Raw genomic sequence first — 13,911 nt, 5'->3', positions numbered from 1 at the left:
ACGGCGATGGGGGTGTTGCGCTGCGGTTCCCGCCCGGTTACGGGCGGATGACCGCTGCGGTTGGTGGCGAACGTAGTGTTGAATCGACTCAGAGTCAATGACACGAAACCCGGAGATTTGCGTATTCGCCGATCAACGGGGCCATCTGCCGGAAACCGATCTTGCCTCCGGCCAGGGCCGGACCGCCCACGAGGCCGTCGTCCATCCAGCGGAACGAGACCAAATCGTTGACCGCGAACCTCACCTCACCTGCGCGGACGTCGAGCCGCATGGCGTAGGGCCCCTCGGCGTCGAGCACCGCGGGCAGCGGGTCGGGCCCCTGTGCGACCAGGTGGAACCCATGGCTCTTGCGCAGATTGCAGGTGTGCAACTTTCGCTCCGACTGCCACATCCGACGGAAGTAGGAGACGTGGTAGGCGTCGATGTCGCCGCTGTGGTACTGCTCGTAGGGCCCCTCGCGCCGGGCCAGCGCCGGGTCGAACAGGTCCTCGCCGCCCCTGCCCCGCGCGTGGAAGAACAGGATGGCCAGCCCGGGCTCCCTGACCGGCCAGAAGTCCCACTCGATCCGCACGTCGGCGGGGAACTCCTCCGGGCACCAGAGCACCAGGTTGGCGGCCTGCCCGTCGGCCGGCGGGCGCAGGCTCTCCAGCCGCATCCTGCCCAGGGGAAAGGAGACCGCTCCGGCCCCCTCCATCCGGAACCCCTCCAGGTCGTCGGGGCCAGCGAGCCGGTTGCGGTAGATCTCGGTCACGATGCCGCTCCTTCTAGTCGCGCCTCCGCAGCGCGCTGGACTCCCGGACCACCAGGTCCGGTTGGAAGATCACCTGCCGGTGCCGGTGCCGCTCCGGATGGGCGACCTCCTCCAGCAGGAGCTCGACGGCCGTTCGGCCGAGCAGTTCGCGCGGCTGCCGTACCGACGAGAGGGGGACCGCCGCCGCGGCGGCGAAGTCGATGTCGTCGTAGCCGACGATCGCCATGTCGCCGGGCACGCGCAGCCCGCACGCGGCCATGGCCTGGAGGAACCCGAGGGCGAGCAGGTCGTTGGCGCAGAAGGCGGCCGTCGGCCGCTCGGCCGGGGGCAGCGCGGCGACGCGCTCCCCGGCGGCCCGCCCGGCGGCGGCGCTGAGCATGGGCATCGACGCGTCGAGCAGCTCGACGCCGCTCGCGGCCTCGACCGCGCCGGCCGCGCCCGCGCGGCGGTCGGCCACCTGTTTGATCGACGGCGGCCCGCCCACGAACGCGATGCGGCGATGCCCCTGCTCGATGAGGTGGGCGGCGGCGATCTGCCCGCCTAACCGGTCGTCCACGGCCACCGAGCACTGCAGCCCGGTGGCGGCGCTGTCGACCAGCACGACGGGGGTGCCCCTGGCCGCGAGGTCGGCCAGCCTGGGACTTCCGGCGTCGACCGGGGTGATCAGTATGCCCATGACGCGCTGCTGTTCGAGCTGGTCGAGGTGGCGGCGCTCACGGTTGGGGTCGGTGCCGCTGTTGCACAGCACGACCATCGTGTCGTGCTCGTCGGCCAGCGCCTCGGCGCCCTGCGCGACGTCGGCGAAGAAGGGGTTGGCGACGTCGAGCACGACCAGGCCGACGGTGCGGCTGCGGCCGACCCGCAGGTGGCGGGCCACCTCGTTGCGCACGAAGCCCAGCTCGCGGATGGCGTCGAACACGCGCGCCCTGGTCGCGGGCGCGACGATCTCGGGGCGGTTGAGCACGTTGCTCACGGTGCCGACCGAGACCCGCGCCAGACGCGCGACCTCCTTGATGCTCCTTGTCGCCATGGATCCTCACGAGGCCGCGCCGGGGGGTGAACGCCGCTCATCATAGCGGCCGGTGAGATCGTTTTGAATCGACTCAAGCTGCAGTTTCGCTGGCAACCGCTTACCGGAGCTTTATTCTGTTTGCTGTTTCAGCGCGCTTCGGAGCGGGCTGCGCCACGGCGCGACCTTGCGGCGCCTCGGGGCACCGCCGAGCGGCTGAGCGACCGGCCGGCCTTGCAGGCGTCTTGTTGTTGTGCTGCACGGGGGGTCGCCCGGGAGCACCTGCCGCAAGCACGGGCCTACGGCCCCGGGACGGCGTGCTGGCGACGCATGGCCGAGTGGAGCAGGACGGGAACACGGCAACGACCGGCATGAGGAGCGCGACACCGGCACCCGTGGTCATGACCTTCGAGACCTCCAGCGCCGCGCCGTGCGACAGCAGGCTGGGGCGTCCCGCGCCACCCCGCCATTCCCGAACAACCGGATCACCATCGTGAGTGGCGGCGAGCACAGGGATGCCGAGACTCTTTCCTCACTTCAGCGACAGTGGCTGCGTAATCACACGATGGATACTCTCCGCACGAAGCCGATCACTCGAATTCGCCGACTCGTGTAAGCGCAGGCCGGCCCCGCCCAAGCCACACAGACGACCCCGATGAAATGCAACGTTGTCGGACTGCCCGGCGACTCCACCATCGCTCAGTTCTTCGCGATTCTGGGAATACGCGGCATCGACCCTAACGTGCCGGCAGCCGTCGGATGCGATCCCGTGCCGAACGGCGACCCCCGGGTGAACTTCTGCGCCTCAACCATTTATGCCGGCGGCGCTGCTGCGATCGGACAGCTGCTCAATAACCACAGGTGTCCGTGAGCGGCGGCGGCTCATCTCCATCCGCATTTCACAACCGGCCTGGCAACGTGGCCCGAACCCTCGCCATCAGAGCTGGTCCCGGCCGGCGAGGTCGATGCTCACAGCCAGTCCCTTCCCTGGCGCAGCCGCCATGCGCAGCGTCCGGCACGGATGCCCCACCTTGAGGCGAGGCCGGCGCGAGCGGCTCCTCCGGTCGCACGGCTCTGGGCCACCTCCTCCAACCAGGCCCGCGGCGGACAGGGCATCAGGGACTCCCCTCTTCGACGGTCAGGCCCTCACGGGCGATGCGGGGGCGAGCCGGTCCGACCTCGGCCCTTCCATGAGTACGCCGGGCTCCAGGGCCGGGCGAGAGAACCGCGCCGGCCGATACTCGGAAGTCGCGCCGATAAATCCGGCATTTCACGGCGGGCCACACCCACTACGGAGTTACTGGTCTCGTCGCTTCCACCACGGCGTCCACCAGTGCTGAATCCAGCACCGGATCTTTGCTGCGGTTGTCAAGTTTCTCGCCGAAGGGGTAATAACTGCAGGCCACGCCTTCACCACACGATGTACTGCTGACGACTACTGCGAACCACCCGACCTGTGTGCACAGCAATTCCGTCGCCACCCATACGACTTTCCAGGTGCCGTCCCTGGCGATGGTGGCGTATGGCGAAACGACCCAGTTGCTGGAACGCCGGTCCTCATCGTCGGTCGGCAGCTCGGCTTTGTCGACGGGGCTGGGACTCCGTGCGACCACTCGAATTCTGCGACCAACGGGTGACGTTTGATGACCGCGCTTGCGTTGATCAAGCGGTACAAGGCCGAGACGAGACGGTGCCGGTGGAGGGCATCGTGCCGGCGGAGCTGATGTACCGCACCGACAAGAACGGCCGCCAACGGATCTTGCGCAGCGTCTACGAGTGCGGGGTGTTCCAGACGCTGTGAGAGAAGCTGCGCTGCAAGGAGATCTGGGTGCACGGCGCCTACAAGCGGCGCAACCCCGACCTGGACCTGCCGGCCGGTTTTGAGGACAAGCGGGAGGAGAACTACGCCCGGCTGCGCAAACCGCTCCCGGCCAAGCTGTTCACCGCCGAGCTGCTGGAGGAGATGGACGCCGAGCTGTCGGCGCTGCACGACGCCCTGCCGTCACCGCCGTGGCTGGAGATCATCGAGCGCAAGAAGGGCGGCGCGATCGTGCTCTCACCGCTGGAGCCGCTGCCCGAGCCGCACAACCTGCGCAAGCTCAAGGCCGCGGTGCGCTCCCGGTGGGGCGTGGTGCCGCTGCTGGACATGCTCGCCGAGACCGCGCTGCGCACCGGTTGCCTGGCCGCCCTCATCCCGGCCGGCACCCGGCTGGGAAGGGACCCGACTGAGTTCTTCGAGCGCATACCGCTGGTCATCTACGCGCTCGGCACCGGCGCGGGGATCCGGTCGGTGGCAGCTGGCGAACACCCCTACAGCGAGGAGGACCTGCGCTACTGCCGCCGCTGGTTCCTGTCGGTGCCCGGCGCACGGCAGGTGGCCAAGACCACCGCCAACACCACCTTCGCCGCCCGGCAAACCGCCCTGTGGGGTGAGGGCACCACCGCGGTGGCCTCCGACTCCACCCACTTCTCCGCCTACGACCAGAACATCTTCACCGAGTACCACGCGCGGTACAAGCGGGCCAAACGGGGCGTGCTGATCTACTGGACGGTCGAGACCGCGGGAGCGATGGCCATCTACAGCCAGCACCTGATGTGCTCGGCCTCAGAGGTGCACACCATGGTCGAGGGCGCGATGCGCCACGAGACGAACATGAACGTGGAGACCGGCTACGTGGACTCCCACGGAGCCAGCCTCATCGGGTTCGGCATCACCCGCTTGCTGAACTTCGACCTGGTCGCCCGCTTCGAGCAGATCAACGTGATGAGGCTGTACCTGCCAGGCCGAGGAGACCGGTTCGCGTACCCCCTGCTGCGCCCGGCGCTGACCCGGCCTATCCGCCCCGACATCATCGAGAACACCTACGATCTGATGATCAAGTATGCGACGGCGATCCGGCAGGGCACCGCCTCCACCGAGGCCTCTCGCTGGCTCCGTGACCGGGACCTGCGGCATGAGACGGAGTCCGGGCTGAACGTGGTGGAGAACTACAACGGGGTCAACGACTCCATCCGGTTCGGTAAGCGCGGGGAGCTGGCCTCAAAGAGGCGTGAGGAGCAGGAGCTGGCAATGCTCTGCTTGATGATCTTGCAGAGTAGCCTCGGCTACATCAATGCCCTGATGATTTGGAGGTGCTCACCGACGTCGACCGCCGGCTGGACCTGACCGGGCCACCGCCTCCTCCGCCAGGTCACCACAGCTGCCGTGTACCAGGGCGCCGGTTGGAGCGCCGCCCTGGTCATCGTCGTCGGGCCTGATTCTGCTGCGATCAGGAGCGTTGGCCGGGCTGGTTTACGATCTTGGCTTCCAGCTGCGCCGTCAGGCCCACCGTGCCGGCCTTGAAGGTCTCCTTACTGCCATCGGCCCACTTGTAGGTCCGATCCTTCAGCCGCGTGGAGTTGGTGCCCAAATACCGGAAGGTCTGCGGGTCCAGGACGAGATAGCTCCGTGCCTCGGCCTCGGTGATGCTGAACGCGACGCCTCGCCGTCCGTCGGCGACGGGCACATCCTGGGTCACCGTGACGCCCTTGATCGTGGGCAGCGCGCGGTAGAGCGCGGCCCGCACCTCGGGGGCGAGCCACTGCTCGGTGATGAGCTGGTTGATCTCCATGAAAAGCATCTCCGGCGGGACGTGGCCGTTCAGCTCCTGCGGCCCCCGGCGGTCCTCGTCGAGGATGGCCGCCTTGATCTTGGCGATCACCCCCGGCGGGGTGACAGGCGGTTTGGCCAGCTCAGCCGGGTTGAAAATCGCGCTGCCCTCGAACATCAGCTTGCCGCCCTGGTACCAGGCCGACCGCTTGCCGTCCACGCTTGTCCACCGTTCCCAGGTGTCACGCTGGTCTCGGTCGACGTCCCCTTCGACCCCGGTCAGCTGCAGTTCCTTGGTGTAGAGCCACTGTCCGGGGCCCGGGGCGGGCGTAGGGTCGTTCTCGGCCGCACGGGCGGCGCGCTCGCCCAGCTCGGCCACGCTGGCCACCGGCGCCATGCCCGGCTCGTCCCTGAGCGCCACGACGGTCCCGCCGACGACCAGGGCCAGAGCTGCCGCCACCACGATCCGCCAGCCGAACCTCCTCGCGCCGGACGCGGCCGACCTGCGTGCGGCCTCCGGTTCGTGGATCTCTGTCATCAGCCGCGCCTTGGCAGCAGTCGCGGCGTTGTCCGTCATCGCCGGGGTGTTCCGGCGAAACTCCTTCAGCTCGTTCACTACAGCTCCTCATCCCCCAGCACGTTCCTGGCCTTCTTCCGCGCCCGGTGCAGCCGTGACCGCACAGTCCCCACAGAGATGTCCAGCGCCCGCGCCACTTCCTCGTACGACATGTCCTCCCACGCCACCAGCAGCAGCACGTCCCGATGCCCACGGGGCAGCGACGCCAGCGCCCCCGCCAGCTCACGCTCCCTGCCCTGCGCCGCCACCCGGCGTGCCACGGTGTCGTCCAGTGCCTCAGGCAAAGGGTCCACCCCGGTGCGACTCAGCGCCCGCAGCAGCCGTTCCTCCTGCCGCCGATGCCTGGCGATCAACGTGGTGGCGATCCCGTACAGCCAAGGCCTGGCCAGCGCGAACGACGTGTCATACGTCCCGCGCCTGCGGAAGGCCGCCAGGAACGTCTCGGCCACGATGTCGTCGGCGGCCTGCGTGCCGAGCCGCCGAGCCGCGTACAGATGGATCTGCTGGGCGTAGCGGTCGAACAGCGCCGCGAACTGCTCCGGGTCGTGCGCCGAACGACGGATCAGTTCTCCGTCGTCGATCTCGACCGTCTCAGCGCTCAACGCCTCTCCTTCGTGAGTAGGTATGTCACCGTGCTGTCTCCCGAAGGGCGTCACCGGGTTCCCCAAAGCTGTGACACGGCGGAAATGTGATGCCGCCACGCGCGGGCGGCAGGTGTAGGCACTACCCTCCGGGTTCCGCTGGCAGAGATGGACGTGCTGATCGATGCCGCGCTCGGGAGCATGCTGCGCGAGATCCTCGGTGAGGACACTGGCCACGGGCTCCGTCATCCGGCAAGCTAGCGATCACTGACATAGCGTGAGCTGGGCCGCCGCCGTTTGGCGCGGACGCTTCGTTTCCCGGTTATCTGGCAACCGGCGGATGGTGGAGGTCGGCACGGTGGATCCGGTCATCGCCGAGCAGCTCGGCCGCACCCACGCGCTCGCCCGGCACCTCGACGACTTCCTCACCGACCTGGCCAACGCCGGGAAGTCACGCATACCCGGTGCGCCTACCGCGGCGACCCGATCGCCTTCGCCGCCCACCACGGCGAAGAACTCGCCGAGCGGACCGCCGCGCCGGTCCGCGCGTTCCTGGCCGAGCTCGCCGAGCTGTCGCCGGCCAGCCGCAAGCGCAAGTGCGCCGCCGTCGCCTCCTTCGCCAAGTGGGCTGTCCGCCACGATCTGCTGCAGGCCAACCCCATGGACCGGATCGACACGGTCAAGGTCCCAAGAGCCTGCCCCGCCCGGCCGCGGCCGCCGACGTGGCCAGGGTGCCGGTGGTGATCTGCTCGCGGCGGCCGCGTAAAGATCTGCCGGTGGACCGGTTACGCGATCGGGTGCTGTTCGAAACGGCCTACGTCTGCGGTGCCCGCGCCTCCGAAGTCTGTGGCCTGCAGGTGGAGGATCTCGACCTGCGCTAGGTCGTCGACGCTTCGGCGGAAGGCCGTACGCGAGGCGAGTGCGCTGTTGACGGACGGCAGGACGACAACCGGTATGCCAAGCCCTGGGGCTTCGGACAGGACGCCCGAGGCGTAGGTGTCGGCGATGCCTTGGGGGAACTTGTTGATCGTGTTGTAGCTCGCCGGCGCGACGATGATGGCGTCGGTCCGGGGCGACTTCGGCTCGTGAGGTCTGCGGTACTGGCTGCGGACGGGGCGGCCGGTCTGCTCTACCAGCTTCGGCACGTCGATGAAGTCGAGCGCGGCGGGAGTCGCGACGATCTGGACGGTCCATCCGTCGTTCTGGGCCATGGTGACGAGGTGGCCGACGTCTGCGGCCGGTCCGGCTGCGCACACGATGATGTAGAAGACCTTGCCGGGTTGGGTCACGCGATGACGCCCAGGGATTCGGCGTACTCGCGGGCTTCGCGGCGACACACTGATCGGTGCCGTTGCCAGGATGTCACGGACAAGTCGGACGGCACCTCCTCTGGGGCGGGCTCGTCGGCTGCACACAGAACGTGCGGGGCCTTGTCGTGCCGCAGTCCACATGCGGTTGCCGTCATGGCCGAGTCGTGTGCCGGCATGGGCCGCTTCGTCGAGGAGTTTGGCGATGTTGTCCCGTTGTCGCTGCGAGCGGCGGCGATGGATCCTCGGAGCAGGAGCGCCGCCGCCTCGGGTAATCACCGCATCATCCAGCCGCTCGGACTCATCGTCTTGTGGCCTCCTCGCCGAGCGTGTGATTGACGACATACAGGCCGACTGTCACATAACGTCCGGTGTGCCCGTCCTCTCTCCGAACGGCACAGAGAAAGAGGGCGGACCATGCTCACTGAAGACGAGAATGTTGGGAGACAGCCGGAGACGATCCGGCGGAGGCGAGGGCGGCGCCGCGTGCTGAAGGGGGTCGCCGCGCTTCTGGCCTGTGTGGTCGCGGCGATCCTGACAGTGGCTTACGTGTGGCAGCCCCCCGAGGAACGGGATTTCCACTCATCCTGGTCGGTGGATTCGCACTTCGTCGACACGCCCGTGGCCCGATTCCACTACACCAAGACCGGGAACGGCGCGCCCGTTGTGCTGCTTCCCGGCGGCACGCTGTGGAGCTACACCTATCGCGACACCATCCCGGCCCTTGCCAACCATCACACTGTGTACGCGGTCGACCCACCCGGATACGGATACACGAGTGTCCACGACGAGGACTTCAGCTACGACGTGCAGGCGATGGCCGATGCCCTCTCCTCGTTCATGGACGCGGTCGGCGTGCCGCGGGCGTCCATCCTCGCCCATTCACTCAACGGTTCCGTGGCGCTGTATCTCGCTGAAACCCGTCCTGAACGCGTGGACAAGCTCGTCCTGATGGCGCCCCTGGGGCTGAACGCGCAGGTCAACTTCAACCTCGAACTGATGCGTGCGCCGGTGATCGGTGAGGCGATGACCAAGCTGATGGGCCGATCCACCTTCGCCTCCGGTCTGTCCGGCGCCTACGCGCGAGGCCAACGGTTGACCTCCCGAGTCGTCGATGAGTACTGGGCGCCTCTGAGTCGGCGATCCAACCGCAAGGCGATGTGGAAGCAGGTCCGCATGCTCGATCTGTCGCTCGTCGATCGGAAACTGGGCGATATCCGCGCTCCCACGCTGATCCTCTGGGGTGACAGGGACACGTTCGTCTCCCCAGAGCAGGCCAACCGGCTGCGTCGGAGAATTCCGGCATCTACGCTCCGCATGTTCCCCGGCCTGGGGCATGTCCTCCACGAGGACGCGCCTGCTCTCGTCAACCGCGAACTGGTCGCTTTTCTGGGGGGACCACCGATGGCGTCAGGCCGAAACGGACAGGAGTCCGCCGACGGTAGCTCGTTGCGGCATGGGTCGGCAGTACGGTCGGACTCCGCCGCCTATGCCCGCCCTGTTCAAACGGTCAGCAATCCAGTGTTTCCGTGGTTGCCAGGGGGTCGAGGCAACCCCACAGTGCTTCGCCTGCTTGTAAGGAAATCCGTTTGGGCGTGGCTCGGCGCTGTGGTCACGGAACCCAGATGCCGCTGAAGGCGATCGACGACTGGGGGATGGGTTTCTGATGGGGTGTCAGGCGGACGATGGGGAACTGGTAGTGGCGCCGGATCTGGTGCCGTTGGTAGAGGGACGCGTGCCTGAGCAGTCGCTTGAGAAGCGAGGCGCGTTCCGCATCGTCAGACAGCGTGGTGATGTCGATGGGGACGTGCCGGTTCGGGCTGAACTCGGCGGTCGCGCAGGTGGCGGTTTGAAGGGCGGTCAACTCATCGATCTCCGTGCCGGAGGCAAGGACGATGTAGTCGTCGCCATCGGTCAGGTAACTGACGCTCAGAGTCTTCCCTGCCGGTGCGTCTGGTCCGGTGACGGTGAGCAGCACGCCCGACAAACCGTGGAACCGGTAGAGCACCACGCGACCCCGTGAAGCCCAGAACGCCGCCTGATTCACGCAACCGATGGCCGAGAGCTGCACTGATTCGATGGCGCGACGCACCGCGTTCCCCCTTGCCGGGTCGCATTTCGCCGTCCATCGAGTGTAGCCACCCTCCAGACCCGCGCCCGGCCACGTACCACGACTGGCCTCGTAGGCCGACGCTGGATGGACATCCTTCCGGGGCGAAACCCTGATCTCAGATGTCCGTCCAGCCGGATCAAGCCCAAACGGGCACTCAACAGGTGCGCATCCTGGCTGCTGCAGGCACGGCGTGCTGTCTGCTTGCGATGAGCCGGGACCGATCACAATGTGTTCTGGGGCCGAGGGGCCGGGGCCGGTCACGATGTGTTCCGGCGCCGAGGGGCGGGACGCTCTGGCACGTCCGCGCCCAGGCGTACCGTCAACACGAGAGCCGGGGCAGCTCCGGGGAGACCACAGACCGCGCTGCGGATCGCCACGTCACGAGCCGCCGCACCGGCGCCGGCTTCCCTGTCAGAGGGCGGCGGCGCCCGGTTCCTCCGCCCCCGGCGGGTCCACCACGTGGATCCGGACCGCGCGGAACTCCGCCGGGGTCGCGCGCAGCACGGCCAGCTTCGGGTCCGGTACGGTCAGGAACGGCTCCGCCTCCAGGGCCAGCAGCGGCGCGAGGCGGCGGTCGGCGCGCAGGGCGTCCACGGCCCGCCGGTCTCCCCCCAGCACCACGGCCTCCAGGTCCGGGAGGTGGGGCGTCAGGACCCGCAGGGCGGTGTCGGCCGCCGTCTCCAGTGCCTGGTCCGCCTGGTTGCGGCGGCGCCGGGCGAAACGCTGCTGCGACCAGCCGCCCGCCGCCGTGCGCCCCTGGACCAGCCGGGATCCGACCTTGGAGGCCACCAGCTCCGTCCCCTGGAACACTCCCGCCGCGTACCCTCCGAGCCGTACGAGCACGACCCCGATCCGCCGCTCCGCGCGGGCGTGCGCGACGAGCCGGGTGACGTGCGGTGGGCCTGGGAGCATGGGCGGGAAGGGCACGCGCAGTTCGGCGAGCGCCCCGTCGGCGGCCACCAGCCGCACCGCCCGCTCGTCGCCCGACGCCTCGAACGGCCCGTGCCGGTCGGCGAACCCGTCGATCCACGGGTGCACCCGCTCCGGCGGCACGGACACCCACCGCCCGCCGCCCTTGGCCGGTCGCGCGCTCATGCCCGAAGGCTAGCCGACCCCTCGCCCAAGGCGTGGACTGGTCACACCCGCTGGGGCTCGGCCGGACGACGGGTGGGCCGGACAGGCGCGGGCACGCCGTCGCGGGAACCGCGGCGGACCAAAGACACCAGACCAGCAGGGGCGCCCCTGACAGACGGATGCCGGCCCGGGCAGTCCGGCGACACCGGCCGTACGGATGGATGACGGCCCAGGGAAGCCCGGCGACGGCGGTCCACGGACGGGCGGGCGGACGGCCGACAGCGCGAGTTGACCGGCAGCAGCGCCCCGGGCAGGGCAGGTGGCGGGTCAGTGGGTCCGGGTCAGCGGGTCGGTGGTCAGGGCCCCGGGGCGATTACGAGAACGAGGCCTCCGCGACGGCCTCCAAGTGCCTCCTGCGGCCTTCGAGCTGTCTGGTGGCTTCCGGTCCGCCGGCCCATGGGAACGTCGTGGGAAATGTCGGTGAACTTCGTTTCATGTGCCTTCTGTGTGGCCTCTGTCCCTCCCATCATCGCTACGTGTCCTCCCTGTTCACAGGCCCCGTTGTGGATCTCGGCACAGGGGCCGTCATCGCTTGTCCCGCCGCCGTGGACGCGGCGGGCTACCTTCCGGACGTTCCGCTGCCGCTGGTGCTCGACCTGCCCATCCGGGTCGTGATGGAGGGCGCCGGGGCTCTGGCGCCGCTGCACGAGGCGCTGCGGAGGTCCGGCAGGCATCCCCGCGAGACCATGCTCGTGCTGTCGGGTCCCTGCCCGCCGGAGGGCCGGCCGGTGCTGCGGGTCGCGCTCGAAGGGCTGCGCAACTTCGGCTACCTGCTGGGCTTCGGCGGCGCCGGGACGGAGGGGGTGCCGCTCGACCTGATCGCGGACGCCGCGCCGTACGCGCTCGTCCTGGCACCGGAGCTGGTCGCGCGGGTCCACCGCGACCATCGGGCGGCGGCCGTCGGGCAGGCGATGGTGACGCTGGCCCGCGGCATCGGCGCGCACGCGCTCGCCCAGGGGGTCGAGGAGGAGGCTCAGCTCGCGGTGGTGCGCGGCTGGGGAGTGCGGCTCGCGGAGGGTCCGCTGCTGGGCCCGGGGCCGGACGGGCGGGTACGGGTGCCGCTGCCGGTCGCCGACGAGTTGCCCGGCGTGGTGGAGCTGGGGCCGCGCGTGCAGGAGCTGCTGCTGCCCGCCGTCACGCTCCCCGCCGAGGCGAAGGCCGAGGAGGTGGTGGCCGCCTTCGGCCACGAGCCGTCGATCACGAGCGTGATCCTGGTGGACGAGTACCAGCGGCCGCAGGCCAGCCTCGACCGTAGCCGCTTCCTGCTGTCGATCGCCGCCCGCTACGGGCACGCGCTGCACGGCTCCAAGCCGGCGCGGCGGCTGGCCGACCCGCCGCGTACGGTGCCGAAGACCACGTCGGCGGTGGCGGCCATCCAGGCGGCCGGCCGGGACTCGGCCCGCGTGTACGACGACCTGGTGGTCACCGACGAGCTCAACCGCTGCATGGGCATCGTCCGCGTGTCGGACCTGATCCGGGAGGTGACGGCGACCAGAACGTGAATCCCGATCTGTCGATCTGTCGATCTGTCGTTCTGCCGGGGTGCCGGGGTGCGGTCCGTTCAACGCCGGCACCGGCTACGGCTTCGGCGGCCGTGTCGGCGTTCCGGTTCGGGTACGCCCTCCGTCCGCGGGGGCTGCGAGCGTCGGGGAGCGGTGAACGAGGCATCCGTCTGCAGGTTCCGCGTCTCCAAGGGCGATCCCTGGATGTCGGGTGATCCCCAAGGCCGGGCGGCGCACGGCGATACGAAACGGCCCCGAGGGCATGCGGCCCCCGGGGCGGCGGGCCGGAGCGAACCCCGAGGGCACACCCGGCCCCGGACGGCGCGTCAGAGCGCACCCCAGGATGACGGGTCCAGGCGAACCCGAGCACGCGCCACCCCAGGGCGGCGCGTTCAGAGCGAACCCCGAGCACGCGCCACCCCCGAGATGGCGGGTCAGAACGGATCCTGGAGACGAGCGACCCGCCACCCGGCAGGGGTCAGAGGCGGCAGGCGTAGATGTCGGTGACCAGGATGGCGCGGGCGCCGATGTCCCAGAGCTGGTCCATCACCTGCTGGTGCCCCTTGCGGCGGACCATGGCGCGCACCGCGACCCACCCCTCGCGGTGCAGCGGCGAGACCGTCGGACCCTCCATGCCGGGGGTCAGCGCGATGGCCTCCTCGATGCGTTCGGCGCGGATGTCGTAGTCCATCATGACGAAGTCGCGCGCGTGGACGACGCCCTGGAAGCGGCGCACGAGCTGCTGGACGCCCGGCTGCTCGGGGGCGCTCTGCCGCCTGATCAGCACGCCCTCCGAGCGCATGATCGGCTCGCCGAACACCTCCAGCCCGACGTTGCGCAGCGTCGTGCCGGTCTCGACGACGTCGGCGATGGCGTCGGCCACGCCGAGCCGGATCGCGGTCTCGACCGCGCCGTCGAGCTTGATGACGCGCGCGTCGACGCCCGCATCGGACAGGTACTTGCCGAGCAGGCCGGCGTAGGAGGTGGCCACGCGCATGCCGTCGAGGTCCTTGACCGAGGCGAACGTGCCGGGCCTGGCCGCCAGGCGGAAGGTGGAGTCGCCGAAGCCCAGCGGCATGATCTCCTCGACCGGCGCGCCGGAGTCGACGAGCATGTCGCGGCCGGTGATGCCGGCGTCGAGGGTGCCCTCGCCGACGTAGACGGCGATGTCGCGGGGTCGCAGGAAGAACAGCTCGCAGCCGTTGTCCTCGTCGAGGACGAACAGCTCCTTGCTGTCGCGGCGGGGCCGGTAGCCGGCCTCCTTGAGCATGGCCTGGGCGGCTTCGCTGAGCGCGCCCTTGTTGGGTACGGCTAGGCGGATCATGTCGGTGTGGTCTCCGTGTCTCGC

The 13,911-nt window shown here is 69.4% G+C and carries 13 protein-coding genes; 5 read left to right on the top strand and 8 right to left on the bottom strand.

What is annotated here, in order from left to right; genetic code table 11:
* Positions 1-94: 94 nt before the first annotated feature.
* Together HT134_RS16260 and HT134_RS16255 are read right to left on the bottom strand one after the other, a co-directional pair.
* A complete protein-coding gene (locus HT134_RS16260) occupies positions 95-751 on the bottom strand; it encodes a DUF1961 family protein (RefSeq protein ID WP_217707958.1) in 657 nt (218 codons plus the stop codon).
* Positions 752-764: 13 nt separating this feature from the next.
* Complete coding sequence (locus HT134_RS16255) at positions 765-1,781, bottom strand: LacI family DNA-binding transcriptional regulator (RefSeq protein WP_175601234.1); 1,017 nt, start codon at positions 1,779-1,781, stop codon at positions 765-767.
* Positions 1,782-2,415: 634 nt separating this feature from the next.
* Between HT134_RS16255 and HT134_RS16250 the strand changes: the two genes are divergently transcribed.
* Together HT134_RS16250 and HT134_RS16245 are read left to right on the top strand one after the other, a co-directional pair.
* Positions 2,416-2,631: a hypothetical protein gene (locus HT134_RS16250; RefSeq protein ID WP_175601233.1), complete on the top strand. Its 216-nt coding sequence runs from the start codon at positions 2,416-2,418 to the stop codon at positions 2,629-2,631.
* Positions 2,632-3,588: 957 nt separating this feature from the next.
* The gene (locus tag HT134_RS16245; protein WP_175601232.1) at positions 3,589-4,926 is read left to right on the top strand and encodes a Tn3 family transposase; all 1,338 of its coding nucleotides are present in this window, start codon (positions 3,589-3,591) and stop codon (positions 4,924-4,926) included.
* A 103-nt stretch (positions 4,927-5,029) separates the two neighbouring features.
* Here HT134_RS16245 and HT134_RS16240 read toward each other — a convergent pair whose 3' ends face one another.
* Entirely contained in the window at positions 5,030-5,965 is a 936-nt protein-coding gene (locus HT134_RS16240; RefSeq protein ID WP_175601231.1) for a CU044_5270 family protein, read from the bottom strand.
* A complete protein-coding gene (locus tag HT134_RS16235; protein WP_185075083.1) occupies positions 5,965-6,528 on the bottom strand; it encodes an RNA polymerase sigma factor in 564 nt (187 codons plus the stop codon). Before HT134_RS16235 ends, HT134_RS16240 begins: the two co-directional genes overlap by 1 nt.
* Before the next feature lie 276 nt (positions 6,529-6,804).
* On the opposite strand from HT134_RS16235, the gene HT134_RS48090 reads away from it, so the two are divergent.
* Positions 6,805-7,251 (top strand): site-specific integrase, encoded by a 447-nt coding sequence (locus HT134_RS48090; RefSeq protein ID WP_217707957.1) that lies wholly within the window; start codon positions 6,805-6,807, stop codon positions 7,249-7,251.
* 41 nt (positions 7,252-7,292) lie between these two features.
* Here the strand turns inward: HT134_RS48090 and HT134_RS16225 are convergent, their stop codons facing one another.
* Positions 7,293-7,796, bottom strand: a complete 504-nt coding sequence (locus tag HT134_RS16225) for a flavoprotein (RefSeq protein ID WP_312888155.1) — start codon at positions 7,794-7,796, stop codon at positions 7,293-7,295.
* Between the two features lie 435 nt (positions 7,797-8,231).
* Here HT134_RS16225 and HT134_RS16220 point away from each other — a divergent pair, with 435 nt between their 5' ends.
* On the top strand, positions 8,232-9,449 hold the full coding sequence (locus tag HT134_RS16220; protein WP_175601229.1) for an alpha/beta fold hydrolase: 1,218 nt from the start codon (positions 8,232-8,234) through the stop codon (positions 9,447-9,449).
* Here HT134_RS16220 and HT134_RS16215 read toward each other — a convergent pair.
* Positions 9,427-9,906 carry a PNPOx family protein gene (locus HT134_RS16215; protein ID WP_175601228.1) on the bottom strand — a complete coding sequence of 160 codons (480 nt, stop codon included), beginning with the start codon at positions 9,904-9,906 and terminating at the stop codon, positions 9,427-9,429. The two genes, HT134_RS16220 and HT134_RS16215, sit on opposite strands and share 23 nt — an antisense overlap.
* A 432-nt stretch (positions 9,907-10,338) precedes the next feature.
* On the bottom strand, positions 10,339-11,022 hold the full coding sequence (locus HT134_RS16210) for an acVLRF1 family peptidyl-tRNA hydrolase (RefSeq protein WP_175601227.1): 684 nt from the start codon (positions 11,020-11,022) through the stop codon (positions 10,339-10,341).
* Between the two features lie 515 nt (positions 11,023-11,537).
* On the opposite strand from HT134_RS16210, the gene HT134_RS16205 reads away from it, so the two are divergent.
* Positions 11,538-12,563, top strand: coding sequence for an EAL domain-containing protein (locus HT134_RS16205; protein WP_312888153.1), 1,026 nt, complete (start codon positions 11,538-11,540; stop codon positions 12,561-12,563).
* A gap of 478 nt (positions 12,564-13,041) precedes the next feature.
* On the opposite strand, the gene hisG is transcribed toward HT134_RS16205, so the two are convergent.
* Positions 13,042-13,887 (bottom strand): ATP phosphoribosyltransferase, encoded by an 846-nt coding sequence (gene hisG, locus HT134_RS16200; protein WP_175601225.1) that lies wholly within the window; start codon positions 13,885-13,887, stop codon positions 13,042-13,044.
* Positions 13,888-13,911: the final 24 nt, after the last annotated feature.

The organism is Nonomuraea rhodomycinica, from assembly GCF_013363995.1.
GTDB lineage: Bacteria > Actinomycetota > Actinomycetes > Streptosporangiales > Streptosporangiaceae > Nonomuraea > Nonomuraea rhodomycinica.
The sequence above is the reverse complement of the archived record's forward strand: the minus strand, read 5'-3'. Positions and strand labels throughout refer to the sequence as shown.

What these genes read in the sequence shown, in the direction of transcription:
- hisG (WP_175601225.1), bottom strand. Translation starts at nt 13,887, where the DNA reads ATGATCCGCCTAGCCGTACCCAACAAGGGCGCGCTCAGCGAAGCCGCC.
- HT134_RS16255 (WP_175601234.1), bottom strand. Translation starts at nt 1,781, where the DNA reads ATGGCGACAAGGAGCATCAAGGAGGTCGCGCGTCTGGCGCGGGTCTCG.
- HT134_RS16250 (WP_175601233.1), top strand. Translation starts at nt 2,416, where the DNA reads ATGAAATGCAACGTTGTCGGACTGCCCGGCGACTCCACCATCGCTCAG.
- HT134_RS16220 (WP_175601229.1), top strand. Translation starts at nt 8,232, where the DNA reads ATGCTCACTGAAGACGAGAATGTTGGGAGACAGCCGGAGACGATCCGG.
- HT134_RS16210 (WP_175601227.1), bottom strand. Translation starts at nt 11,022, where the DNA reads ATGAGCGCGCGACCGGCCAAGGGCGGCGGGCGGTGGGTGTCCGTGCCG.